Below are 24,158 nucleotides of genomic sequence, written 5' to 3'. Positions count from 1 at the left end.
GCGCACGACCCCAGCGGCGATGGTGAGGGCTCGATGTTTCAGGACGCCGAGCTATGTGCCCCTCTCCACCCTGGTTTCACCATCCCGAACGCCGCCTGCTGACGGGATTTCTCGGCCTGCTTTGGTCGGTACTGGCTGGCGGCTGCGCGACAACGACTGCGCCGCACGCACCCGATGCCTTCGAGGAAGTCTCGACCGCGCCCGAACCCGAAGCGCCCGAGTACATCCCCGTTGTGCGCTATGGGCGCTACACGTTGGTCGAGCTGGCCCCCACGGCGGCGCAGCGCGACCTGCTGTTGCAGACCATCGATGTTTCGATGCCGGCGGATGCCCGCGTCACGGTCGGCGATGGGCTGCGGCACGTGCTCAAGCGCAGCGGCTACAGCCTGTGTCAAACGGCACATGCCGTGATCGAGTTGTATGCGCTGCCGCTGCCGGCGGCGCACCTGCATCTCGGTCCCATGACCTTGCGCGACGCGCTGATCACCCTAGCTGGTCCGGCCTGGGAACTGCACGCGGATGACCGCGCACGACAAATTTGCTTCGAGCGGCCCGGCGACAGCATGGCCGTCGAATCCATGCCTGAACCGGCCGCCGCCGATGCGGTGCAGACCTTCCCACTGATGCCCTCCATTCCAGGCGGCCAGCCATGAACACTCCCCAATCCTCGCGGCGCCCGGCTGCCGCCGTGGTGGCGCAAAGCCTGCTCTGGCTCTGGCTGCTCGGTCTCAGCGTCATCGTGGCCCTCGGCTACCAGGCGATGAGCGACCAGGCCGACGAGGAACGGCTCGACTCCCGTTTGCAACGCCTCGAAGCGCAGGCGGTGGCCTTGGCCGAGACCATCGGAACCATCCAGCAGCGTCCGCAGGTCGCAACGGCGGCGGACCTCAAAGACACCCGCCAAATCCTGGAAGCACGCGCTTCCCAAGTTGAGAAGACATTGAGCAGCTACGCAGCAGCCGACGACCTTCAGGCGCTGCGCGCGGAGATCGAGCAGATCAAGACGCGTCAGACCGCCGCGCGTGCAGCAACACCCGCCCAGCCGCGCACATCGAGCAAGCCCGCCGCCAAGCCTGAACCGCCGCCACTGCCGTTCCGCATCGTCGGCGCCGAACTGCGCGCCGGCCAGCTCAGTGTGTCCGTCGCGCCGAGCAGCGGGGACTTCACGCCCGACCAGCTTCAGGTGCTGTTGCCCGGTGATGCGGTCGGTCCATGGCGCTTGCAGGCAATCGATGGCAGCGCTGCGGTGTTCCAAGCCGGCGAACAGATCCGTCGCGTGGCGATTCCCTGATCGGAGCACACGACATGAAGCCGTCGATCATCCTTTCCGCACTCCTACTGGCTTCAGTCCAGTGGCCCGCGTGGGCGCAACAGCCAGCCACAGCTCCAGCCCGCAATGCGCAGAGCCAGGAGCGCCCGCTGGCCGCCCGCGTCCTGGACGACCGAGTAGCAAGCAACTGGGGGCTCCAACCCCAGGAATGGGCGCGTTACCGCGAGCTGATGGATGGGCCGCTGGGCATCTACTCGCCAAACCTGGACCCGCTGTCTGCCCTAGGCATCGAGGCACGCACCGACGAAGAACGGCGGCGCTATGCAGAGCTGCAGGTGCAAGTCGAGGCTCGCCGCGTCGAGAAGCTGCTCGCCTACCAACGTGCCTACGACGAAGCCTGGCAGCGCCTGAACCCCGGCATGCAGCGCGTGAACCTGCCCGACGACGGGCCGGGCACCGGCACCGCGCGCGGCAGCGGTCGCATGGCGGTGTTCGTCAAGGACGGCTGCGCGGCCTGTGGGCAGCTCGTGCAGCGGCTGCAATCCTCGGGTGCCGAGTTCGACCTGTATATGGTGGGCAGCCGCCAGGACGACGCACGCATCCGCGACTGGGCCAAGCGCGCGCAGATCGACCCGGCGCGCGTGCGCAGCGGCAGCATTACCCTCAACCACGACGGCGGCCGCTGGCTGTCGCTGGGCCTGCCCGGTGACTTGCCCGCGGCTGTGCGCGAGGTGAACGGCCAATGGCAGCGCCAGCCGTAGCGGCCACCTCCTTCTCGCAGCTCTTGTGCGCACTGGTGCTCGCTACCGGCCTGTGCGCCTGCGCCGTCCATGCCCAGGAGATTCCGCCACCTGCCTACCAGCTCGCCGCCCAGCAGGCGGGCATCCCCTCGACCGTGCTCTACGCCGTGGCCTTGCAGGAGAGCGGCGTTCGACGCAACGGGCGCATCGTGCCGTGGCCGTGGTCCCTCAATGTCGCCGGCCAGTCGCGCCGCTTCGCCACGCGCGCCGACGCCTGCTCGGGCTTGCAACAGGCAATGCGTACCACGCCCCACACGCGCATCGATGCAGGCCTGGTCCAGATCAACCTCGGCTACCACAAGCATCGCTTCACCAGCGCGTGCGACCTGCTGGACCCGTATCGAAACCTCGCCATCGCCGCTGAAATCCTGAACGAGCAGCACACGTCCGGCGAAGACTGGCTGCTCGCGATCGGCCGCTACCACCGTCCTGCGGGCGGCGAGCCCGCCGCCCGCTACCGGCGCAGCGTGTCGCGCCATCTCGCGCGTGTGCAGGGCGCACATCCAAACGCCGCGGTGCTCGCCGCGCGCCAGGAGACTTCCCCATGACAAAATCCCATCTGGCCCTGCGGGGCCTGCTTGTGCTGCTGGCAGGTCTGCCGCTGGCATCGCGTGCCGGCGATCCGCTGATCGTGGTCGAAGATCGCGGTGGCACGTCGGCGCTGCCGTACTACGAGGCCCTCAACCTCCAGGCGCGCGCCGATGTCCCGGGCCGGCCGCCCATTCCGACGCCACAGGTTCCCGCCACACCCGCGGACGAGGCAGCGATGCTGCCGGTGCGTAGCGCCAAGCTCACGCCCGGCACCGTCGCGCGGCGCGTGATCGAAGCGCCCGGCCTGCGGCCGTTCGTGGTCATCGGCGACGACGACGCCTCCCGGGCCTGGCTGCAGCGCCGCGGCGTCGCTTTGCGCGAACGCGGCGCGGTCGGCCTCGTGGTCAATGTCGAGACCGCGCAGGGCCTGGCACGGTTGCGTGCCCTGGTGCCGGGCGTGCCGCTCGCGCCCGTAGCCGGAGACGACCTGGCCGATCGCCTGGGGCTGCGGCACTACCCGGCGCTGATCACGGCCACCGGCATCGAGCAATGAAGCCATGTCGGGGAAACAGCCGGTCGAGGTTCTGCTACGCCCAGCGGTGGAGCTATACACCGTCGCGGCGTGTGCAGGCGCCGCGTTTCTGTGCCTGGTGGCCCCATGGTCGCTCGCGCTGAGCCCGTCGATGGGCGTCGGCAGCGCGCTGGCTTTCGGCGCTTACGGCGCGATCCGCTATCGCGATGCCCGCGTGATCCTGCGCTACCGACGCAACATCCGCCGCCTGTCGCGCTACGTGATGACGAGCAAGGACGTGCCCGTCAGCCAGCAGCGGCTTTTCATCGGGCGCGGGTTCCTGTGGGAACAAAAACACACCCATAGGCTGATGCAGACGTACCGGCCGGAGTTCCGCCGATACGTCGAGCCGACGCCTGCCTACCGGCTGGCACGGCGACTGGAGGAGCGGCTGGAGTTCGCGCCGTTCCCGCTATCCCGGCTGTCCGCGCTCACGGGCTGGGATGCTCCTTTCAACCCGGTGCGTCCGCTGCCGCCTGTGGGCGGCCTGCCACGCCTGCACGGCATCGAACCGGACGAGGTGGACGTCAGCCTTCCGCTCGGCGAGCGTGTCGGGCACTCGCTGGTGCTGGGCACCACGCGCGTGGGCAAGACGCGACTGGCCGAGTTGTTCGTGACCCAGGACATCCGCCGCAAGAGCGCTGCCGGCGAGCACGAAGTCGTGATCGTCATCGACCCCAAAGGGGATGCGGACCTCTTGAAGCGCATGTATGTCGAGGCCAAGCGCGCCGGCCGTGAAGGCGAGTTTTACATCTTCCACTTGGGCTGGCCGGAGATCAGCGCCCGCTACAACGCGGTGGGCCGATTCGGTCGCATCTCGGAAGTCGCCACCCGTATCGCAGGGCAACTCTCCGGTGAAGGCAATAGCGCGGCCTTCAGGGAGTTCGCGTGGCGCTTCGTCAACATCATTGCTCGTGCCCTGGTGGAACTGGGACAGCGCCCGGACTACATGCTGATCCAGCGGCACGTCATCAACATCGACGCGCTGTTTATCGAGTACGCCCAGCACTACTTCGCCAAGACCGAGCCCAAGGCCTGGGAGGTGATCGTCCAGATCGAGGCCAAGCTCAACGAGAAGAACATCCCGCGCAACATGATCGGGCGAGAGAAGCGCGTGGTTGCGCTGGAGCAGTATCTCTCCCAGGCGCGCAACTACGACCCGGTGCTCGACGGACTGCGCTCGGCAGTTCGGTACGACAAGACCTACTTCGACAAGATCGTCGCGTCATTGCTGCCGTTGTTGGAAAAGCTAACCAGCGGCAAGATCGCGCAGCTCCTGGCACCGAACTATTCCGACCTGGCCGACCCGCGCCCGATCTTCGATTGGATGCAAGTCATCAGGAAGCGCGCCATCGTCTATGTGGGACTGGACGCGCTGTCCGACGCCGAGGTTGCCGCAGCGGTCGGCAACTCCATGTTCTCCGACCTGGTTTCGGTCGCGGGCCATATCTACAAGCACGGAATCGACGATGGCCTGCCAGACGCCTCGGCTGGCGCGCGCGTACCGATCAACGTCCATGCGGATGAATTCAATGAACTCATGGGTGACGAATTCGTGCCGCTTATCAACAAAGGCGGCGGCGCCGGGCTGCAAGTCACCGCGTACACGCAGACCCTCTCGGACATCGAGGCCCGCATCGGCAATCGCGCGAAAGCTGGCCAGGTGATCGGCAACTTCAACAACCTGTTCATGCTGCGCGTGCGCGAGACTGCCACTGCCGAACTGCTGACGCGGCAGTTGCCGAAGGTCGAGGTCTATACCACTACCATCGTCTCCGGGGCAACCGACAGTTCGGACATCCGCGGCGCGACGGATTTCACGTCGAACACCCAGGACCGCATCAGCATGTCCAGCGTGCCGATGATCGAGCCATCGCACGTAGTCGGCCTGCCAAAAGGCCAATGCTTCGCGCTGCTGCAGGGCGGCCAGCTTTGGAAGGTTCGCATGCCGCTGCCGCTACCAGACCCGGATGAAGTGATGCCGACGGACCTGCAACAACTGGCAGGGTACATGCGCCAGAGCTACAGCGAGGCTACGCAGTGGTGGGAGTTCACCAGTTCCCCGGCCTTGCAGGATGCGGCCTTGCCCGATGACCTGCTGGATGATGCTGCTCCAGCCGAGCCTGCTGCGGTGGCCACCGACACCGACCACAGTGGCGACGAGGCCGCGCCGTGAAGGACGCCGCCTCGACCGCGCAGCGGGAGCAGAATCAGCGCCAGGGCCTGATCGTCGGCACCATCACCTTGCCGTTTCGCTTGCTTGGAGTGCTGATCGGCTCGCTGCTGTTCTCGATCGTGGTGGAGTGCGTCGGCATGCACCTGTTCTGGAAGGACCAGGGCTGGCGCCATTCCCAGCAGATGTTGCAGTACGAGCTTGGGCATCTGTCCAACCACTTCACGCGCAGCGTGGTCGTGCAGGAGCCGGGGCGCACGGCGCACGAGTTGGTGGATACAGGCTACGAATGGGTGTTTGTTCGCTCCGGGCTGCTGGCGCGCATGAGCCAGACCGCCGAGCGCGTCCGCGCGCCCAGCCACGAGCAGGCGCGCAACTTCCGCTACTACATCAGCCAAGCCTATGTCTGGGCCGAGAGCTACCTGATCGCCGCGGCCTTCACGACGCTGACCTTCCTAGTGCGCCTGCTGGTCCTGGTGCTCACGCTGCCACTGATCTTCACGGCTGCTTTCGTCGGTCTGATTGACGGTCTGGTGCGACGTGACGTGCGCAGGTTCGGCGCGGGCCGCGAATCCGGGTTCATCTACCACCGCGCGAAAGCCAGCCTTATGCCCCTGGCCGTGCTGCCGTGGATCACGTACCTGGCACTGCCGATCTCGGTGCATCCATTGCTGATCCTGTTGCCGAGCGCCGCCTTGCTGGGACTGGCCGTGAGCCTGACTGCGGGCAGCTTCAAGAAGTACCTCTAGCCGATCAATCCGGTCATCCGCAGGTTCCTATTGTTTGCGGCCTGAAACAGCCCTGATCTCCACGATCTAGCCATTGCTGATCACACAGGAATGGCGCGATGTTGGCTCCGATCTGGCTGCGCGCCGCGCATCGCGGCGTGCCCACTTTTCTCGTGACGGCCCTTGTGTTGGGCCAGTCCTCGATGGCCTTGGCCGAGTCCCCAGCGCAGCGTCAGGAGCTGGTCGCAGCGCTGCGCCAACTCGACGCGCTGGAGCGCACGGTCGCCGACAGCGCCGCGCATGCCCCCATCCAGCCGGGCGAGCGCTACCACTTCGACTACCCGAGGCTGCTGGCTGACCTGGCGCGCGTGCGCGCCGGCATCCAGGCCCATCTCACACCGTCGCGCGCCCAGCCGCGCGACCCGTCCGAATTGGCCGGCGACTACCGCACGGAGCGGGTCGTCCCGCCATCACCGCCGACGACCGCGGAGGGCAAGCCATGAACGGCGCCCAGGTCTCGGCATTTCAAGCCAACAGCGGCATCGCACCTTCAGCGATGGCGACCGTCCTGGTCGGCGTCGTGTTCGCGGTCCTGCTCGTCTGGGGCGTCTGGGCCATGCGAACGGCCTACGTGGGGTGGTCCGAGAGCCGCCTCAACCAGCGCCAGTTCCTCGGCGTCTGCATCCGATTCGTCGCGATGTACCTCGTCCTGACTTTCTTCCTCCTCTCCTGACCTGAAAGGCATGACCATGCAAAACCGCATCCTCAATTCCCGTCTTGCCCAGCGCGCCGCCGTGGCCCTGGGCGCCGCTGCGCTGCCCGTGCTGTCGTTCGCGCAGGGTCTGCCGCAATTGGAGAACCCGACCCGCGGCACGGGCAACGGCATCATGGAAACGATCCGCAACTACGGCTACGACATCATCATGCTCGTAGCCCTGCTGGTGGTGGCGTCGATGTTCATCGGCGTGTGCTACCACGCTTACGGGACCTACGCGGAAATCCACACAGGCCGCAAGACGTGGGGCCAGTTCGGCCTCACGGTCGCCATCGGCGCCGTCCTGCTCGTGATCGGCATCTGGCTGCTCACCGAAGCCACCGGCATCCTGTAAGGCGAGGCCGGTATGTCTGAGCAGCAGCACGTCCGTGCGGACGGGACCGTGACGTTCCTTCCGCACCGGCTCAACCGCCACCCCGTTGTCGTGCGCGGCCTCACCGCCGACGAGCTGTGGATCTGCTGCGGCTTGTCCGGCGCCGCCGGCCTGCTGGTCGGCGCGCCGCTGTCGTGGGTGTTCCGCACGATCGCGCTAGCTCCCACGTTCGTCGTCCTGGGCGTGGCCTTGGGCGTGTTCATCGGCGGCGGCATTCTTCGCCGCCTCAAACGCGGGCGTCCCGACACCTGGCTGTATCGGCAACTGCAATGGCGCATTGCGACACGTCATCCACTGATGGCGGGTTGGGTGGGCGGCCATGTGCTGATCTCGCGTTCCGGCTTCTGGACCACCCGAAGGAGCGCGCGATGAGCCGCTTCAAGAACGAGATCACCCACCTGCAGGCGCACATCAAGACGCTTCGCCTGGGGGCTGGCGCCCTGGTCATCGTCGCCCTGGTCATGGGCGGCGGCTGGTGGAGCGCTCCGCGCGATCTGACCATCCACGTTCCGCCTGACCTGCGCTCCGGCAGTACCAGGAAGTGGTGGGAAGTGCCGCCCGAATCGGTCTATGCGTTCACGTTCTACGTGTTCCAGACGCTCAACCGCTGGCCGACGAATGGCGAAGAGGACTACGCGCGCAACCTCCACACGCTCTCGCCGTATCTCACCCCGTCCTGCCAGGCCTTCCTTCGCGCGGACTACGACTACCGCCGCAGCACGGGCGAGCTGCGCCAGCGCGTGCGCGGGATTTATGAAATCCCCGGCCGCGGCTACGGCGACGACCCTACGGCGCGCGTGCGCGTGGTCTCCGACCGCGACTGGGTGGTGACGCTGGACATCACCGCCGACGAGTACTACGGCGCCGAGCAAGTCAAGCGCGCTCTGGTGCGCTATCCAGTGAAGGTCACGCGGGTGGACGTCGATCCTGCCCGCAACCCGTTCGGCCTGGCGCTCGACTGCTATGAGGGCGCGCCCCAGCGCATCAGCACGCCGGAGCCAACGCGCCCGGCGTCTGGCGGCCTGTCTCCGCAAGCGCCCCAAGGAGAAACCCCATGAAGCATCCTGTACTCACGCTGCTGGGGCTGTTGGCCGTGGCCGCCGCTCCTGCTGTCCAGGCAGTGGAGATCCTGCGCTGGGAACGTATGCCGTTGGCGGTGCCGCTGAAGGTCGGCCACGAGCGCATCGTGTTCATCGACCGCAACGTCCGCGTGGGCGTACCTGCGGGCGTCGGCGAGCGCCTACGGGTGCAGAGCGCGGGCGGCGCGGTGTACCTGCGCGCCAGCGAGCCGATCGAGCCCACGCGGCTGCAATTGCAGGACGCCGACACGGGCGCGCTGATCCTGCTGGACATTGCGGCGGAGCCAGCCAAGGACGGCGAAGCCGAGCTGGAACCAGTGCGCATCGTCGAGGGCAACAGCACCCCGGCGCGCTATGGCGATCAGCCCGGCGATGACAACGAAGCTCCGGCGCGCGCCCAGGACCAGGCCGGCGCGCGAGCGGCGCGACGCGAGACCCCGGTGTCGGTTGTCCTGACGCGCTTTGCCGCACAGAACCTCTACGCGCCGCTACGCACCGTGGAGCCGCTGCCGAGCGTCATGCGGGTGAACCTGCGCCGTGACCTCGACCTCGGCACGCTGATGCCGACGCTGCCCGTGCGCGCGGTCGCGCTCGCGTCATGGCGTCTGGAAGACCAGTGGGTGACCGCCGTGCGCCTGACCAACAGCAGCAGCGGCTGGATCACCCTGGACCCGCGCGTGCTGCAAGGCGATTTCCTCACCGCCACCTTCCAACACGAGGCGCTTGGCCCGCGCGGGACGCCCGAGGACACGACCGTTCTGTACCTGGTGACGCGCGGGCGTGGCCTTGCGCAATCGCTGCTACCAGCGGTCAACCGCTTCGACCCGGCCGTGCATCTCCCGCAACCGGAAGCCGGTTCCCAGGATGGCACCGACCGCAAGGAGGTCCGCCATGCGCAGTAATGGACTCCTGAAGTGGCTGATGATCCCGGTTGCCGTGCTGGTGCTGTTCGTCGCCATCCGGCTGTTCTCGGGAGGCAGCACTTCGGCACCACCGACCGCGGATGCCGGCGCCAAGCTCACGCCAGCGGAAATGAAGGCGCTGGGCATCGAGGGCGATACCCCGCGCGACACCGTGGCGACGCTCGTTGCCCAAGTGAAGCAGTTGCGCACCGAGCTTCAGACCGCGCTCTCGGACAACAAATCCCAGCGCGAAGAAAACCAGCGACTGCGCCAGCGCGAGAACTCCATTGACCAGCGCATCAATTCGGCCCTCGACTCCGAGCGCACCAACCTGCGTCGCGACCAAGAGCAGGCAGCCAGCGCGCGTCAGCAGACCGAAGGGCTGCTGGCCGACCTGCAACGGCGCCTGGACAGTATCGGCGGACGTGGCGGCGGCCATGCCGACCTGCCGGTGGGTCTGGGGCTGCGTGACGGCGACGAGGCCGGCATGGAAGGCGGCGTGCGCTGGGTCGAACCCGACGATGCGAGGAAAGCCGAGGGGCGCAACAGCAGTCGTGGCACGGGTAGCGGCATGAGCTTCCCGACGAGCTTCGGCCCCGCGCAGAGCACGTTGGAAACCACGGCGGAAACCGTGGCGAACGCGGGCGCACGCGCCGCAGGCGTGAAGAGCGCCAAGGCGGTCTATACCGTACCGACCAATTCGACGCTGATGGGGTCGGTGGCGATGACGGCGCTGATCGGCCGCGTGCCGATCGACGGAACCGTCAACGATCCGTACCCCTTCAAGGTGTTGGTCGGATCGGACAACCTGACCGCCAATGGCATCGACATTCCCGACGTGGCCGGTGCCGTGTTCAGCGGCACCGCATCGGGCGACTGGACGCTCTCGTGCGTGCGCGGCCAGGTACGCAGCATCACCTTCGTCTTCCACGACGGCACGATCCGCACCATCCCCGAAGACCGCGACGGCAACCAGCAAAACAACCAGCAGCAGAACTCTCAAAGTGGAGGCCTGGGCTGGATCAGCGACCCATACGGCATTCCCTGCGTCAGCGGGGAGCGGCGCAGCAACGCCCAGCAGTACCTTGGCTCGCAAGCCCTGATTACCGCCGCCGGTGCCGGCGTCGCCTCGCTGATCGACAGCGACAGCGGCCAGATGTCCTACGTCGGCGCCGACGGCTCCATCGGCAGCGTCGGTATCTCGGGCAATGAAGCCGTGGGCCGCATCCTGGCCGGTGGCGTGCGCGACATGGCCGACTGGGTGAACAAGCTGTACGGCCAGGCGTTCGCCGCTGTCTATGTCCAGCCCGGCGCGAAGGTCGCCGTCCACCTCGAAAAGCCGCTCGCCATCGACTTCGATCCCGAAGGCCGCAAGGTCGATCACCGCGCAGGAGAAAGCCATGCTCTCGAACTTGAATAAGGCCCTGGCGCTGGCCCTCGCCGTCGCGGTGCTCGGCGGCTGTGCCACCAGCAAGGAAAAGCTGCTCCCCCACGGCGACAGCACGATGATGGACATCTGGCAGCAGAACGCCGGTGACGGGGGTGGTGGCGCCGGCCAGGTGGCGCGCAGGCAATTGCTCGATGCACGCCAGAGCCTGCGCCGGACGCTGACCGAGGCCGACGTGGAGGCCGCGCCCACCGAGCAGATGCGCTACACGCGCACGGCGCGCAACGAGGTCTATCGCCAGTTCCACCGCCTGCCGAACCCCGATCTTGTCATGTATGTGTACCCGCACCTGGCGGGCACCGATCCCGTGCCGGTTCCGGGCTACACGACGGTCTTTCCCCTGTACCAGCGTGTGCAGTACGCCATGCCGGGCGAGCGCGTGGAGGACTACTGATGCGCTGGAAACTCCCCTGGCCGAAGCTGGCTGCATCCGATGGTGGCAATGACGAGCAGCCGGACGGCTGGCAGCGCCACGTCGAGGCGTTGCGCCAGGCCGGCATTGCCGAACCCGGAGCGACGGTCCAGGGCCGCAGGCCGGCGACCGTGGCGGACGAGCAGGCGATGTACGACGTTGCGCAGTCATTCGCGGAGCTGCTGCCGTGGGTGGAGTTCCTGCCGCCGTCGAAGTCCATGCTGCTGGAGGACGGGCAATCGGTCGCGGCCTTCTACGAACTGGTCCCGCTAGGCACCGAAGGTCGGGAACCGGGCTGGCTCGCTCATGCCCGCGATGCGCTCGAAAACGCGCTCCAGGACTCGTTCGATGAGCTGGATGAGAACCCGTGGGTGCTCCAGCTCTATGCACAGGACGAGCCCAGCTTCGACCAGTACATGCAGACGCTACGCGACTACGTGCAGCCGCGCGCCCGCAGCACGGCCTTCACCGAGTTCTACCTCCGCTTCTTTGGCCACCACCTGCGCGCGGTGGCCAAGCCCGGCGGACTGTTCGAGGATACGGTGGTCACGCGGTTGCGCTGGCGCGGCCAGACGCGGCGCGTGCGCATGGTGGTCTATCGCCGGGCCGCCGGGCAGGCGAACCGCCGCGGCCAGACACCCGAGCAAATGCTGAACATCGTCTGCGATCGCCTCTGCGGCGGCTTGGCGAACGCCGGCATCCAGGCCCGGCGCATGGTCGCGGCCGATGTTCACGACTGGCTGCTGCGTTGGTTCAACCCACGCCCCACGATGCTCGGGCCCGGCGCTGAGGAGCGAGAGCGCTTCTATGCGCTGGCCCGCTATCCCGACGAGGTGGAGGAAGGTGAGATTGAGCTGGCGAGTGGTCGGGACTTCAGTCAACGGCTGTTCTTCGGTCAGCCTCGCTCCGATGCCGAGCACGGCACCTGGTACTTTGACGGTATGCCGCATCGCGTACTGGTCACCGACCGGCTACGCATGCCGCCCGGTACGGGGCACCTGACCGGCGAAACCCGCAAGGGGGACGCTATCAACACGCTTTTCGATCAGATGCCCGAAGACACCACGATGTGTCTGACCATGGTGGCGACGCCCCAGGACATCCTCGAATCGCACCTGAATCACCTGGCGAAGAAGGCTGTCGGCGAAACACTGGCATCGGAACAAACGCTCAAGGATGTGCAGGAGGCACGCTCGCTCATCGGCAGCGCGCACAAGCTCTACCGCGGCACGCTGGCCTTCTATCTGCGCGGACGCGATGAAGCCGAACTTGACAGGCGCGGTCTGGACCTCGCCAACGTGATGCTCAACGCGGGGTTGCAGCCTGTGCGCGAGGACGATGAAGTCGCGCCGCTCAACAGCTACCTGCGCTGGCTACCGTGCTGCTACAACCCTGCGCAAGATCGACGGAACTGGTTCACCCAACTGATGTTCGCCCAGCATGTGGCGAATCTCTCGCCGGCGTGGGGTCGCAGCCAGGGTACGGGTCATCCGGGCAACACGTTCTTCAACCGCGGCGGCGGGCCGATCACGTTTGATCCACTGAACCGCTTGGACAGGCAGATGAACGCCCATCTGTTCCTGTTCGGCCCCACCGGCTCGGGCAAGAGCGCAACGCTCAACAACCTCTTGAACCAGGTCACGGCCATCTACCGGCCGCGGCTGTTCATCGTGGAAGCCGGCAACAGCTTTGGCTTGTTCAGCGACTTCGCAAAGCGCCTGGGTCTGACCGTGAACCGGGTCAAGCTGGCTCCTGGCTCGGGCATCAGCCTGGCGCCGTTCGCCGACGCTCGCCGGCTGATCGAAACGCCCAGCAACGTGCAGACGCTTGATGCCGATGCACTGGATGAAGAATTGCCAGCCGATTCCTCGGTCATGGAGGAGGACGAGCAGCGCGACGTGCTGGGTGAACTGGAGATCACGGCACGGCTGATGATCACAGGCGGCGAGGACAAGGAAGAAGCCCGGATGACGCGGGCCGATCGCTCGCTGATCCGCCAGTGCATCCTCGATGCCGCCGAGCACTGCGTGGCCGAGAAACGCACGGTGCTCACGCGCGACGTGCGCAACGCGCTGCGCACGCGCGGCCAGGACCCGACGCTGCCCGAGATGCGGCGCGTGCGGCTGCTGGAGATGGCGGACGCGATGGACATGTTCTGCCAAGGCACGGACGGCGAGATGTTCGATCGCGATGGCACGCCGTGGCCCGAGGCCGACATCACGCTGGTGGATCTCGCGACCTATGCCCGGGAGGGCTACAACGCGCAGCTCTCCATCGCCTACATCAGCCTGATCAGCACGGTGAACAACATCGCCGAGCGCGACCAGTACCTGGGCCGTCCGATCATCAATGTGACCGACGAAGGCCACATCATCACGAAGAACCCGCTGCTTGCGCCCTACGTTGTAAAAATTACAAAAATGTGGCGCAAGCTAGGGGCCTGGTTCTGGCTGGCTACACAAAATATCGACGATCTGCCGCGTGCCGCGGAGCCCATGCTCAACATGATTGAGTGGTGGATCTGCCTGTCGATGCCGCCCGATGAGGTCGAGAAGATTGCACGCTTCCGCGAACTCTCGCCCGCGCAGAAAGCGCTGATGCTCTCGGCGCGCAAAGAAGCGGGCAAGTTCACCGAGGGCGTCATCCTTTCCAAGAGCATGGAAGTGCTGTTCCGCGCCGTGCCGCCCAGCCTGTACTTGGCGTTGGCGCAGACCGAACCCGAAGAGAAGGCCGAGCGCTACCAGCTCATGCAGCACTACGGCTGCACCGAACTGGAAGCGGCCTTCAAGGTGGCCGAGAAGATCGACCAGGCGCGCGGCATCGAGTCGCCGGCCTTGGAACTGTCGTAAGACGGAGAACGCCATGGAACAGAAACGTCCTTCCATTCCGATGCAGGTCCAGGCGTTCCGCCGCCGCAACGGGCGGCCCCGCTGGCCCTGGGCATTGGCTGCTGTGCTGGTCGCGCTGCTGCTGATCTGGCTTGTGTCAAGGTCGCCCGGCGAATCCCCGCCGCAGCCGCCCACGCCGGTCAGCATGGCACCGGTGGCCGGGCCGCCCTGGCTAATGGGCAACCCCAAAGGCCGTTTCACGCTGACGCTCTATGCCGACCTGGAGTGCCCGTTCTGCCGGGAGTATTTCCCGCAGCTCAAGCGGTGGATCGGCAACAACACCGACGTGGCGCTGCAATGGCACCACCAGCCGCTGGCCGAGCACGAGCCGGCCGCGTCAGCCGAGGCACGCCTAGTGGAATGCGCTGCCGAAGCAGGTGGGCATGTCGCGTTCTGGCAGGCGATCGAATGGGTCTATGCCCACACGCGCAGCGGCGGCCAGGGCTTGCCCGATGGCTTGCGGTACCCCGAATCGACGCCAGCCAGCGAGCAGTGCATGGCAAGCGAAAGGCCCAGTGCGGCTATCCGCGCCCAGGCTGCGGAAGCCACCAAGAGCGGCGTAACCGCCACGCCGTCGCTGCGCCTGCTCGATCGCCAAACGGGCCAGGCCATCCTGCTGCAGGGGCCGATCGAGGGCGATGCCTTGCTGTCAGCCATGGACATGCTGGCGGCTGAGGGTCCGACCAGCACACCCACATCCGAAATGCCTGCCGACGTCGTCGGCGACATGCCCAGGTAGCCCCGGTCTTCAAGGCTACGGCGCAGTCCTCTGCGCTGACCGCGACTCGTTCGCCTTGCATCCTGGCCGCGAACGGTCACCGCAATCGCGGTGATGGATGCATCTTTTCATTCTCATCCCCAGGAGGGCTTGCCCTCGGGGGCGCGCGCCCTCCGATCTCACCGTCTGGAGGTTCGCCATGTCTTTCGCCATCAATGACTCCTGTGTGGAGTCGCTTTCCGCCGTAGCTGCCCAGCACGAAGACTGGATCATCCAGCAGGCCATCGTGCTGCTGGAAAAACGGATCTTCAAAGCTGGACCATGCCTCAGCCAGCCGGCCGCCGTGCGGGACTATCTGCGCGTGAAACTGGTCGCTGAACCCAACGAGATATTCGCCGCTGTGTTCCTGGATAGCATGCACCAGGTGCTGGCCTACGAGCCATTGTTCAGGGGCACGATCAACTCGACTTCTGTTTATCCACGTGTCGTCGTACAGCGTGTGCTGGAGTTGAACGCCGCCGCGGTGATCTTCGCGCACCAGCACCCCTCGGGCATCTCCGAGCCGTCGAGCGCGGATCGTGTGCTGACCCAGCAACTGCAGGCCGCGCTGGCGCTCATCGATGTACGGGTACTGGATCACATCATCGTAGGCCAAGGTTCCCCGTTCTCCTTTGCGGAGTCAGGCCTGCTGTAACGGTCGCATTGCTTCATTGATCCTCGCGGAGGCTTCGGCCTCCGTTTTTTTATGGCCCGGGACAAGCAGGTATGCGGGCAGCCCGCGATGCGCATTGTTTGTTGGGGTGGCATCGGGTTCGCGTTTGACTATGGCCCTGATCAACTTTCGGGGCACGCGACATGCCGGCATCCTTTTCCACGTTCGCGTCGGGCTGGCGAACCCTTGGTCTCGTCGTGGCGCTGCCGGCGTCCCTGGCCGTGTTCAGCCCCGTCACCTTCGCAGCCGACGTACTGGTCGTCACCGACAGCCACCACCCGGTCAAGACCATGGGCGGCGAGCGGCTGATCGAGCTGGACGAAGCCCGCCGGATTGAAGCGGAGCTTTCTGCGGAACTGCCCGCCGCCCCCGAACAGGCGGCGGCCACCGTCAAGCGTCGGCTGAACCAAGGCGGCGCCGACCTACAGCGCCGCATCGCTTCCGCATACCAGGGCGTCACCGACGCATGGAGCCTGGGCATCACCAGCATCCCGGCTGTCGTGGTGGATCAGCGCTACGTGGTCTATGGCGAGCCGGATGTGGCCCGCGCTGTCGCGCGCATCGAGCAGCGTCGGAGGACCCAGCCATGACGAGGCCATTCGACCTTATGCGCCGCATGCGGGCTGGCGTGGCTTCCTTGCTGCTGCTCAGCGCCACGGGTAGCTACGCCTTGAACACCACCGCCATCGTTGCCTCGGTGGCCTCGCCCGATTGCTTGGAGTACCGGGTGGTGGGTATCTGCTACTGGCTCTACTGCACCTGGGGAGGCTGCACGGTGCGCACCTCTGTCAAGGTGCGCCACTACATCCCCGATGCGGTCGTCTCCAGCTACAGCAACACGGGCGAGAACCCGTGGGTCGAAGTCCGGGCGATGAGTACGGCCAACCCGTCCGCCCAAGCGGGCGGCGATGGAACGACGAACGAGGATCACGAAAACAATCTCGCGAAATTCAAGAACGCCGACGTGATCGGCCATCCCGGCGTCGAGGTGTTCAACCAGTTTGTTTCGTCCTCGGGCTACTTCTGCGAGGGCGCGGGAACGGCATTCATGCCGTATCTGCTCAGCACCTTGGACACGCTTGCCTGGCGCTACAACGTGCCCGAGATGGCCTACCCGGAGGCATTGATTCCCGGCATGCGCGAGGTCGGCGCACGCACCACGATGAACCTTTGGGGCAACGTGTATCCCCGCGGCGGCTTCCTGCACCAGACCGACGACCACAAATCGGGAGCCGTGGTGGCCCAGCGTGCGGGCGATGTCGTCACGCGCCGCGGGCAGTTGCACGTGTACCAGCCGCTGCTTGCCAATGCCCGCGATGGCTACTGGCCCGCCAGCGCGCTGATGGAGGGTGATGCCTCGACTGGCAAGTGGCAGGAACTCACGCCCGTCCTGTCCTCGTCCTGCACGGTTTTCCCACGCACCGGCTTCCTGACTCAGGCCCAGCAAGGCGACTACGCCTGGGCGCTGTGGCGGCCGTATGCCTGCTGCGAACGCCGTGGACAGGTGTTCCTTGGCAGCGTTGATTTCCTTTGAGGTGCCGCGATGAAGCGTTCCGACTCTATGCAGTTCTCCCCACCGGCTCGTGGCAAGAGGATCTGTTTGGCGCTTACCGGCGCGTTGGTTCTGGCAAGCGGCGTGGCCTGGGGCCAACTGGGCTACCAGACCAGCGGCAACGTCATCGGCGATGACGTCATGTACTCCATCGGCGGCGGCAGCGCCGTTTCGATGGGCCGCGCAGCCGGCATGCGCTCGCTCGGCGTGGGTGTCGGCTGGAACAGCAATCTGATCTGCGGCGACATGAGCATCCAGACCACGTTGAAGAATCAACTCAACGGTGTCACCAATGGCTTTCAGCAGATCATGTCCTCGGTGATCCAGAGTGCTACGAGTGCTGTGGCGTCCCTGCCGGCGTTGATCATCCAGCGTGCAGATCCAGGCCTCTACAACCTGCTCACCAACGGCGTTCTGCAAGCGCGGCTGGATTTCGACCGCTCGAAGCTGACGTGCCGCGCCATGGCCGAAAAGATGGCCGAAACGGCTGGCGGCCAACTCGGCTGGAGCCAGATGGCAGAGGGGTTGGCGCTGCGTGACGCTGTTTCGAGCACGGATGCCGTCTCGGCCATCGAGCAGGCCGAGACGCGCCGTGGCAACGATGGCGTGCCCTGGGTCGGGGGAAGCAATGCCGGCGGCTCCGGTCAGCCCGCGATCAAGGTGGTCGGTGACGTCACCCGCGCGGGCTACAACCTGGTCAATGGCCGCGGGGTGACCGACACGTCGGCAATCGCTCCGGCCAGTTGCACGAGCCTGTCGTGCCAAACCTGGACCACGCCGCAGGCGGCCATCGAGTGGGCAACACGGGTGCTCGGCGAGAAGGAGCAGCGCACCTGCGACGCCTGCACCAAGACGGAGACGGTGCCCGGCGTCGGGCTGACGCCCCTGATCCAGGAGGAGTACGACGCCAAGCTGCAGGCGCTCCAGGACCTGGTCTCCAAGGCGAAGAACACGACGCCCGAAAACCTGCGGGAGGCCGGCAGCGCGTCGCTGCCCATCACGCGCGGCGTGGTCGAGGCACTGCGCGACGAACCGGACCAGCACCTGCTGTCGCAGCGCCTGGCGTCCGAGGTTGCGCTGGCGTCGGTGCTGGAGAAGGCGCTACTGCTGCAACGCACGCTGCTGACCGGCAAGAAGGAGCCCAACGTGGCGGCCAACCAGCTCGCCGTGGAGGCGGTGAACCACGAGAGCGACACGCTCGATCGCGAGATTCGCAACCTCAAGACCGAGCTGGAGCTGCGCCGGGAGCTGGCGAACAACTCGCCCATGGCGATCATCCAGCGCCACGGCACGCGCGCGGCGGGCTCGCGTGGCATCTACGAAGGCGATCCGGTGCCTGACCGCCTCGATCAGTTGCAGAAGGGCAATCCGGGAGGCCGGCCATGAGCCTGATGCGTGCGGCCTGGCTGCGCCCGCGCTGGCTGTTCAACCGGCGCGCAGCGAAGGCGCTGCTGTGGACGATGGTACTCGCGGCCGTCGCCGTGGGTGCCAACATCGTTGGCATCTACCTCGTCGGAAGTGTCGCGGGCTGGGAGCGTTGGCTGGCGGCAGCAGCGGGCTACTTCCTGGTCTGGCGGCTGTGCCTGTATGGCGCGACGGCCTACGGCTGGGTCTGGATGCGTCGCCGGCTGCTTGCGCGTGAGGACGACGCGCAAGCGCGGCGCCGCCTGGTACGCAGCGAGATCGCCGGCGTCGTTGCCATCGTGGCGCTTGAAGCCAGCCTGTTGATGCAGGGCTGAGGGGAGGTCCGAGCCATGACGCTTTTCACAACCGACTACCTGGAGTACTACCTGACCTTGGTGTCCTGGATCGTCAACAACGGCATCTGGGCGGTACTGGTATCCAGCGGGGTATTCGCACTGCCCTTCGTGGCGATCATCGTGCAGGAATGGCTTAAGGCCCGTGCGGAAGGTGCCGACGAAGGCAACAAGGGCGTGCTCTCGGCCGCACGCATCGAGAACCGGGTGTTCGTCGCCATCGTGGTGGTGATGTTCGCCGGCATCCCCTTCATCGACGTGGACCTCAACACAATTCAGTACGACAGCTCGCGCTCGGCCCAGTGCCAGGTCAACGTGCCGCAGCCCACGGATACCGGCTGGTCCCAGTCCTTCAGCACCATCAACAACCAGAGTGCCAAGGTGCCGGTCTGGTGGGCCTTCATGCACGCGCTCTCGCGCGCCGTCACCAGCGCCTCGGTGGCGGCAATCCCGTGCGGGACAGACCTGCGACAGATGCGCATGGAGATCGACGCTACCCGCATCAATGACCCGGTTCTGGCTCAGGAAGTGGCCGATTTCACACACGACTGCTACGGACCTGCACGCGCTAAATTGTTCATGGCGCGGCCGGAGCTGGACGACGCTCAAATGAACGACGTGACCTGGATCGGTTCGAGGTTTTTCACGGATACCGGCGGCTACTACGACAGCTACCGTTCCAGCACGGCGCGCGAGTCATGGCCCTATGACGACACCCGCGACGCAGGGCTTGCGCAGGTGGCCAGTGGCGGCGGCTACCCGACCTGCAGGCAGTGGTGGGCCGATGGCAGCAACGGCCTGCGGGCACGGCTGCTGGGCCAGGTGGACCCCAGCCTGTTGAATCGCTTGGCGGGCTGGGCCGGGTTCCTGAGCCGTACCGAGGTGGACGATTCGGTGGTCCGTACCATCGCGTCACCGCGACAGCAGAAGCTCAACCAGGGTTCGGTCTATACCGACTACGGCGGCCAGATCGACAAGACCCTGCCGAACATCGTGACGCGGGCCACGGGGGATGTAGGAATGGCGGTCGGGGCACTTGCCGCATTTCCCGCCATGGACGTGGTGCGCCAGGCGCTGCCCATGGTGCTTGCCTTGCTCAAGATGGCACTGGTCATCTGCATCCCGCTCGTACTGGTCGTCGGAACCTATGACCTGAAGACGGTCGTCACCGTCAGCGTCGTGCAATTCGCGCTGTTCTTCACCGATTTCTGGTTCCAACTCGCACGCTGGATCGACAGCACCATCCTCGATGCGCTCTATGGGTGGGGCTTCGGCTGGAACCGGCCACACACTAACTTCGATCCGCTGGTGGGGTTGAACAATGCCTTTGGCGACCTGCTCCTGATGTTCGTCATGGGCACGATGTTCCTGGTCTTGCCGGGCTTTTGGCTTGCGAGCCTTACCTGGGTTGGGATTCGGGCCGGGCACGTCATCCAGGGGCTTTCAGATGGCAGCAAGAGCGCCGGCCAAGCAGGCGGTAAGGGCGCTGGGGCCCTTACCGGAGGTAAGCTGAAGTAGCGCGGTGCCGATCAGTCGTCGGTGTACAACTCGTGCGACGTATCGTTGTACAGATTGGGATCGTAGCCGGGTGTCTTGCGCAGTTCGGTGAGGTCGGTGAACGGCCACTCGTCTTCTTCCGATGTATTGGCAGCCGCCGCCCATCCCGCCACCACGACTCCCAGCAACACGAGTGCGAACCAGAAGGCGGCGTAGAGCAGCGCGCCCAGCACAGCCAGCTTGACCACCCACAGCAGCACTGTGGCACCAACCGAAGGCACCCCTTTGGCCACCAACCAATTCGATACCCGCCGTTCGCCACGCGCATAGACGCGCCATCCGCGGCCAAAGGTACGGCCGAGGCGTTCTGCGGTACTGGTGCGGGTCGTCGTGTTCATGGTCGTCTCCTGCTACTGAGGAATGCCTATTCCTGTTTGCTCCACTTCATTCCGTTTCGGGCTTCAATGTGTTTTCTTGCTGCTTCAGGACGCTTCGTCATCCGGTTCCACCGGGCCGGGGTCGGGCTCCACGCCGATGCGGTAGGTGGCAACGAAACGCGGCCAGTCCACATGGTCAACCAGGTCGATGTCCTCGACAACGCTGACCTTCGTTCCCGCACGCTCGAACAGGGCGATGCTCGCGGCGGGATAGTTGTTGCGCGACGGATAGAGCACCCCGTCGAACAGCGGCTGGCCGTCGTCGCCGACCATCGCATGCACCTGAGCGGACACCTGCTGCGTGTGCGTGTAGTCGCGGCTCGCCAACTGCTCCAGATTCAGGCCGAAGTAGCCCGCCATGACGCCCGGCGCCGTGAGGTCGGCCAGGAGCACGTCGTCCAGCACGCCCACGGCGCGGACCATCCGGGCGTGGACCTCCTTCAGGGCGATGGAGCGCTTCGTGTCTTCAAGCCACTGGTGCTTGTGAAACACCGACTCCATCAGCGCCGTGGGCAGGTCGCGCCCCAGGTAGAGCACGCCGTAGGCCCCCGCCGGGTCATCGTAGCGATTCGTGCTGCTGCGACCATAGTACAGCGGGCTGCCCCGATAGACGACGCGGCTCACATGCTGGAGCAGTTCACCGGCATCGATCAGGAACGAAGGCAGCTCGTGGCTCATGGCGATCTCGCTTCAATGCACCTGGACGCCCAGCACGTTGAACACGGCCTCGGCCACGTCATCGATCGTGCCATGCGTCACCGCATCCACCGGCGAGCGCCCACCCAAGCCTTCGAGCGGTTCGGACAGTGCGCGGTAGATCGTCCAGTGATCGATACCCTCGACCTCCTGAAGCACGGTTTGGGTCAACTGCTGTTTCACCGGGTCGAGCTGCCAGTCGGGCAGCTTCTGACCGCGCGGCCCCACGTTCAGCGCCAGCAGCCGACGCGCGAGGATGTCCTTGTAGATCTGCTGGCGCGACTTGTCCGCCAGCTTGGCGAACTCCGCGGGCGGCAGGTTGTGCGGCTGGTTGAAGGTTTCCAGCAGCACGGCGCGGCCTCGCTGGACGTCGGTTTCATTCGGTGCCCAGCGCGTGTCGGCGCGCAGCGCGGCCGCCTTGCGTGCAAGGGCCTGCCCAACGGTCTCCCCCTCCAAGTTGGCGGGCAGTGTCACCGCTTCCACACGCTCGTGGACGAACGCCTGCAACTCGGCCGCGAAAGCCGTGGCATCCCGGATTTCGACGGTATCCGCGAAGCGGCGTACATCTTCCACCGTGACGCGCGGCAGACGGTCGGCAATGAATTCAATGGCAGTGGGCATGGTCATCTCCCGAGTAGGTTTGGGACAGGATTCACTCTAGTCGCCTTTGTCGCGTCTGTCAACTTAGTCGCCTGAGTGAGAACAACCTACCTGGCGGAAGCAGCGTTCCCACAGCATAGGCAGAGGCCAGCGCCGGGTCGCCGTCCAATGCATTCGAGCGGGTTCCACATTGACGCTGGAGCCGCAACCCAGGCCTCGCTATACCGAAACGGTTAAAGGCCAAAGGGCCGAAATGGCAAGGGAATGGGGTGCAAGGGGAAAGGCCCTACCTCGAAAAGGCCAAAAGGCCTCCCGGTCGGCCCGTCATCAGGACACCCACATGCTTTCCCTGTTCCAGCGAAAACGGCCCCCGGTCGCTGCCGCACCGACGCCACCACCCGTCACCGCCCTCCCGAAAGGGCTGCTGCGTCCTGAGTCGGCCGCATCGCTGCTGGCCACCCCACGCCGGCAGAAGCTGCTGGAGCACATCTGGCAGCGTACCTCGCTCTCGCGTAGGCAATTCGCCACCCTGTATCGCACGCCCCTGGAACGCTATGCCGAACTGGTCCAGGCCTTCCCGGCCTCCGAGGCGCATCACCATGCCTACCCGGGCGGCATGCTCGACCACGGCCTGGAGATCGTCGCCTACAGCCTGAAACTGCGGCAGTCCCATCTGCTGCCCATCGGTGCCAGTCCCGAAGACCAGGCGGCCCAGTCCGAAGCCTGGACCGCCGCCGTTGCCTATGCTGCGCTGCTCCACGATATTGGCAAGATCGCCGTCGATCTACACGTCGAACTGGCCGACGGCAGTACTTGGCATCCGTGGCATGGCCCGCTGCACCAGGCGTACCGATTTCGCTACCGTGACGACCGCGAATACCGCCTGCACAGCGCCGCAACAGGCTTGCTCTATCGCCAACTGCTCGACCGCCACGTCCTGGACTGGCTCAGCGACTATCCGGCTCTCTGGGCACCGCTGCTCTATGTGCTGGCCGGTCAGTACGAACATGCCGGTGTACTGGGGGAACTCGTCGTGCAAGCAGACCGGGCGTCGGTGGCCCAGGAGCTGGGCGGCGATCCGGCGCGCGCCATGGCCGCGCCCAAGCACGCACTGCAACGCAAGCTGCTGGACGGGTTGCGCTACCTGCTCAAGGAACAGTTGAAGCTGAACCAGCCGGAAGCCTCCGATGGCTGGCTCACCGAGGATGGTTTGTGGCTGGTGAGCAAGACGGTTTCGGACAAACTGCGCGCACACCTCCTGTCTCAGGGGATCGATGGCATTCCTGCGAACAACACCGCCGTGTTCAATGTGCTGCAGGACCACGGCATGCTGCAGCCCACACCGGACGGCAAGGCGGTCTGGCGCGCGACCGTGACCAGCACGACCGGCTGGTCCCATTCGTTCACCCTGTTGCGTCTCGCTCCCGCGCTGATCTGGGAGTCTGGCGAGCGACCAGCACCTTTCGCGGGCACGGTAGAGATCGACGCGACGCCCGCGGAAAACGACGCCAGCATGTCGGCTCCCGCGCCTACCGTCTCGGTGAACCCAGCGCAGGGAGGTCAAGAGCCTCCGATTTGGGAGGGCGACAGCACCACCATCGTTTCACCGCCCGCAGCCCAGCCCGTGCCCGACGTCATGGAGGATTTGCTCGCGATGGTGGGCTTGGGTGAGTCGGCCGGCGTTGGCCAGGATGCCGAGGAGTTCCTCCACACCCCCGCGCCAGCAACAGCCGCGACGTCCATTCCATCGCCTGCACCTGCACCCGCGCCTACGCCTGGGTCATCGGCAACGAAGCCATCCGGGGAACAGTTCATGGTTTGGCTGAAGCAGGGAATCGCCTCACGACGGCTCATCATCAACGACGCGAAGGCACTCGTGCATACGGTGAATGACACGGCCTACCTGGTCAGCCCGGGTGTGTTCCAACGCTATGCGCAGGAGCATCCCGAAGTGGCCGCACTCGCCAAGCAGGAGAGTCAACAGGATTGGCAGTGGGTGCAGAAGCGCTTCGAGAAGCTGCAGCTACATCGAAAGCAGCCCAATGGCCTGAACATTTGGACCTGTGAAGTCACGGGCCCGAGGAAGTCCCGCCGACTGCATGGCTACCTCCTCGAAGATGGGTCCTTGGCACTCGCCGAAATACCGCCCAACAATCCCTATCTTGCTCTGACTCAGGAAGGATGACGCGATTCGGGCATTGATCGCCACCGTCGTGTGGCGACGATCAATGCCCCGCGAA

Annotated in this window: 27 protein-coding genes; 24 read left to right on the top strand and 3 right to left on the bottom strand. The window is 65.8% G+C overall.

Features of this window, described 5'->3' with window-relative positions; translation table 11 throughout:
* The first annotated feature begins 53 nt into the window (after positions 1-53).
* From HX812_RS01760 to HX812_RS01650, 23 genes are all read left to right on the top strand, one after another.
* Complete coding sequence (locus tag HX812_RS01760; RefSeq protein ID WP_028690956.1) at positions 54-653, top strand: PilL N-terminal domain-containing protein; 600 nt, start codon at positions 54-56, stop codon at positions 651-653.
* A complete protein-coding gene (locus HX812_RS01755) occupies positions 650-1,291 on the top strand; it encodes a hypothetical protein (RefSeq protein ID WP_023103912.1) in 642 nt (213 codons plus the stop codon). Before HX812_RS01760 ends, HX812_RS01755 begins: the two co-directional genes overlap by 4 nt.
* A 14-nt stretch (positions 1,292-1,305) precedes the next feature.
* On the top strand, positions 1,306-2,031 hold the full coding sequence (locus HX812_RS01750; RefSeq protein WP_023103911.1) for a TIGR03759 family integrating conjugative element protein: 726 nt from the start codon (positions 1,306-1,308) through the stop codon (positions 2,029-2,031).
* A complete protein-coding gene (locus HX812_RS01745) occupies positions 2,013-2,618 on the top strand; it encodes a transglycosylase SLT domain-containing protein (RefSeq protein ID WP_028690955.1) in 606 nt (201 codons plus the stop codon). The genes HX812_RS01750 and HX812_RS01745 overlap by 19 nt, the downstream gene beginning before the upstream one ends.
* Positions 2,615-3,154, top strand: a complete 540-nt coding sequence (locus tag HX812_RS01740; protein WP_017515759.1) for an integrating conjugative element protein — start codon at positions 2,615-2,617, stop codon at positions 3,152-3,154. Before HX812_RS01745 ends, HX812_RS01740 begins: the two co-directional genes overlap by 4 nt.
* Positions 3,155-3,158: 4 nt before the next feature.
* Positions 3,159-5,348 (top strand): type IV conjugative transfer system coupling protein TraD, encoded by a 2,190-nt coding sequence (gene traD / locus HX812_RS01735; RefSeq protein ID WP_023103909.1) that lies wholly within the window; start codon positions 3,159-3,161, stop codon positions 5,346-5,348.
* Positions 5,345-6,094, top strand: a complete 750-nt coding sequence (locus tag HX812_RS01730) for a TIGR03747 family integrating conjugative element membrane protein (protein WP_023103908.1) — start codon at positions 5,345-5,347, stop codon at positions 6,092-6,094. The genes traD and HX812_RS01730 overlap by 4 nt, the downstream gene beginning before the upstream one ends.
* A gap of 98 nt (positions 6,095-6,192) precedes the next feature.
* On the top strand, positions 6,193-6,576 hold the full coding sequence (locus HX812_RS01725) for an RAQPRD family integrative conjugative element protein (protein WP_023465080.1): 384 nt from the start codon (positions 6,193-6,195) through the stop codon (positions 6,574-6,576).
* A complete protein-coding gene (locus tag HX812_RS01720) occupies positions 6,573-6,806 on the top strand; it encodes a TIGR03758 family integrating conjugative element protein (protein WP_009459672.1) in 234 nt (77 codons plus the stop codon). Before HX812_RS01725 ends, HX812_RS01720 begins: the two co-directional genes overlap by 4 nt.
* Before the next feature lie 16 nt (positions 6,807-6,822).
* Positions 6,823-7,182, top strand: coding sequence for a TIGR03745 family integrating conjugative element membrane protein (locus HX812_RS01715; protein ID WP_023103906.1), 360 nt, complete (start codon positions 6,823-6,825; stop codon positions 7,180-7,182).
* 12 nt (positions 7,183-7,194) lie between these two features.
* On the top strand, positions 7,195-7,593 hold the full coding sequence (locus HX812_RS01710) for a TIGR03750 family conjugal transfer protein (RefSeq protein WP_023103905.1): 399 nt from the start codon (positions 7,195-7,197) through the stop codon (positions 7,591-7,593).
* Positions 7,590-8,279 carry a PFL_4703 family integrating conjugative element protein gene (locus HX812_RS01705; RefSeq protein WP_023835765.1) on the top strand — a complete coding sequence of 230 codons (690 nt, stop codon included), beginning with the start codon at positions 7,590-7,592 and terminating at the stop codon, positions 8,277-8,279. Before HX812_RS01710 ends, HX812_RS01705 begins: the two co-directional genes overlap by 4 nt.
* Complete coding sequence (locus HX812_RS01700) at positions 8,276-9,202, top strand: TIGR03749 family integrating conjugative element protein (protein WP_023103903.1); 927 nt, start codon at positions 8,276-8,278, stop codon at positions 9,200-9,202. Before HX812_RS01705 ends, HX812_RS01700 begins: the two co-directional genes overlap by 4 nt.
* On the top strand, positions 9,192-10,622 hold the full coding sequence (locus HX812_RS01695) for a TIGR03752 family integrating conjugative element protein (protein WP_017515583.1): 1,431 nt from the start codon (positions 9,192-9,194) through the stop codon (positions 10,620-10,622). Before HX812_RS01700 ends, HX812_RS01695 begins: the two co-directional genes overlap by 11 nt.
* The gene (locus tag HX812_RS01690) at positions 10,603-11,043 is read left to right on the top strand and encodes a TIGR03751 family conjugal transfer lipoprotein (protein ID WP_023103901.1); all 441 of its coding nucleotides are present in this window, start codon (positions 10,603-10,605) and stop codon (positions 11,041-11,043) included. Before HX812_RS01695 ends, HX812_RS01690 begins: the two co-directional genes overlap by 20 nt.
* Positions 11,043-13,910, top strand: coding sequence for a conjugative transfer ATPase (locus HX812_RS01685; protein ID WP_023103900.1), 2,868 nt, complete (start codon positions 11,043-11,045; stop codon positions 13,908-13,910). Before HX812_RS01690 ends, HX812_RS01685 begins: the two co-directional genes overlap by 1 nt.
* A 13-nt stretch (positions 13,911-13,923) precedes the next feature.
* Positions 13,924-14,688: a DsbA family protein gene (locus HX812_RS01680; protein WP_028690954.1), complete on the top strand. Its 765-nt coding sequence runs from the start codon at positions 13,924-13,926 to the stop codon at positions 14,686-14,688.
* A 178-nt stretch (positions 14,689-14,866) separates the two neighbouring features.
* Positions 14,867-15,361, top strand: a complete 495-nt coding sequence (gene radC, locus HX812_RS01675) for a DNA repair protein RadC (protein WP_023103898.1) — start codon at positions 14,867-14,869, stop codon at positions 15,359-15,361.
* 161 nt (positions 15,362-15,522) lie between these two features.
* A complete protein-coding gene (locus tag HX812_RS01670) occupies positions 15,523-15,969 on the top strand; it encodes a TIGR03757 family integrating conjugative element protein (protein WP_017514119.1) in 447 nt (148 codons plus the stop codon).
* Positions 15,966-16,913: a TIGR03756 family integrating conjugative element protein gene (locus HX812_RS01665; RefSeq protein ID WP_023103897.1), complete on the top strand. Its 948-nt coding sequence runs from the start codon at positions 15,966-15,968 to the stop codon at positions 16,911-16,913. The genes HX812_RS01670 and HX812_RS01665 overlap by 4 nt, the downstream gene beginning before the upstream one ends.
* A 9-nt stretch (positions 16,914-16,922) precedes the next feature.
* On the top strand, positions 16,923-18,317 hold the full coding sequence (locus HX812_RS01660) for an integrating conjugative element protein (protein WP_023103896.1): 1,395 nt from the start codon (positions 16,923-16,925) through the stop codon (positions 18,315-18,317).
* Positions 18,314-18,670 (top strand): hypothetical protein, encoded by a 357-nt coding sequence (locus tag HX812_RS01655; protein WP_017516006.1) that lies wholly within the window; start codon positions 18,314-18,316, stop codon positions 18,668-18,670. Before HX812_RS01660 ends, HX812_RS01655 begins: the two co-directional genes overlap by 4 nt.
* Before the next feature lie 15 nt (positions 18,671-18,685).
* Entirely contained in the window at positions 18,686-20,206 is a 1,521-nt protein-coding gene (locus HX812_RS01650) for a conjugal transfer protein TraG N-terminal domain-containing protein (RefSeq protein WP_028698647.1), read from the top strand.
* Between the two features lie 11 nt (positions 20,207-20,217).
* On the opposite strand, the gene HX812_RS01645 is transcribed toward HX812_RS01650, so the two are convergent.
* The 3 genes from HX812_RS01645 to HX812_RS01635 all read right to left on the bottom strand — a co-directional run bounded on the left by HX812_RS01645 (position 20,218) and on the right by HX812_RS01635 (position 21,939).
* Positions 20,218-20,583, bottom strand: a complete 366-nt coding sequence (locus HX812_RS01645; RefSeq protein WP_028690953.1) for a DUF3742 family protein — start codon at positions 20,581-20,583, stop codon at positions 20,218-20,220.
* Between the two features lie 84 nt (positions 20,584-20,667).
* The gene (locus tag HX812_RS01640) at positions 20,668-21,300 is read right to left on the bottom strand and encodes an RES family NAD+ phosphorylase (RefSeq protein ID WP_028690952.1); all 633 of its coding nucleotides are present in this window, start codon (positions 21,298-21,300) and stop codon (positions 20,668-20,670) included.
* 12 nt (positions 21,301-21,312) lie between these two features.
* Entirely contained in the window at positions 21,313-21,939 is a 627-nt protein-coding gene (locus HX812_RS01635; protein ID WP_023657212.1) for a hypothetical protein, read from the bottom strand.
* 319 nt (positions 21,940-22,258) lie between these two features.
* Between HX812_RS01635 and mobH the strand changes: the two genes are divergently transcribed.
* A complete protein-coding gene (gene mobH, locus HX812_RS01630; RefSeq protein WP_028690951.1) occupies positions 22,259-24,103 on the top strand; it encodes a MobH family relaxase in 1,845 nt (614 codons plus the stop codon).
* The last annotated feature ends 55 nt before the right edge of the window (positions 24,104-24,158 follow it).

The sequence above is a fragment of the Pseudomonas sp. IPO3749 genome (assembly GCF_013386605.1).
Lineage (GTDB): Bacteria > Pseudomonadota > Gammaproteobacteria > Pseudomonadales > Pseudomonadaceae > Aquipseudomonas > Aquipseudomonas azotoformans_A.
This window is presented reverse-complemented; position numbering and strand designations above follow the sequence as displayed.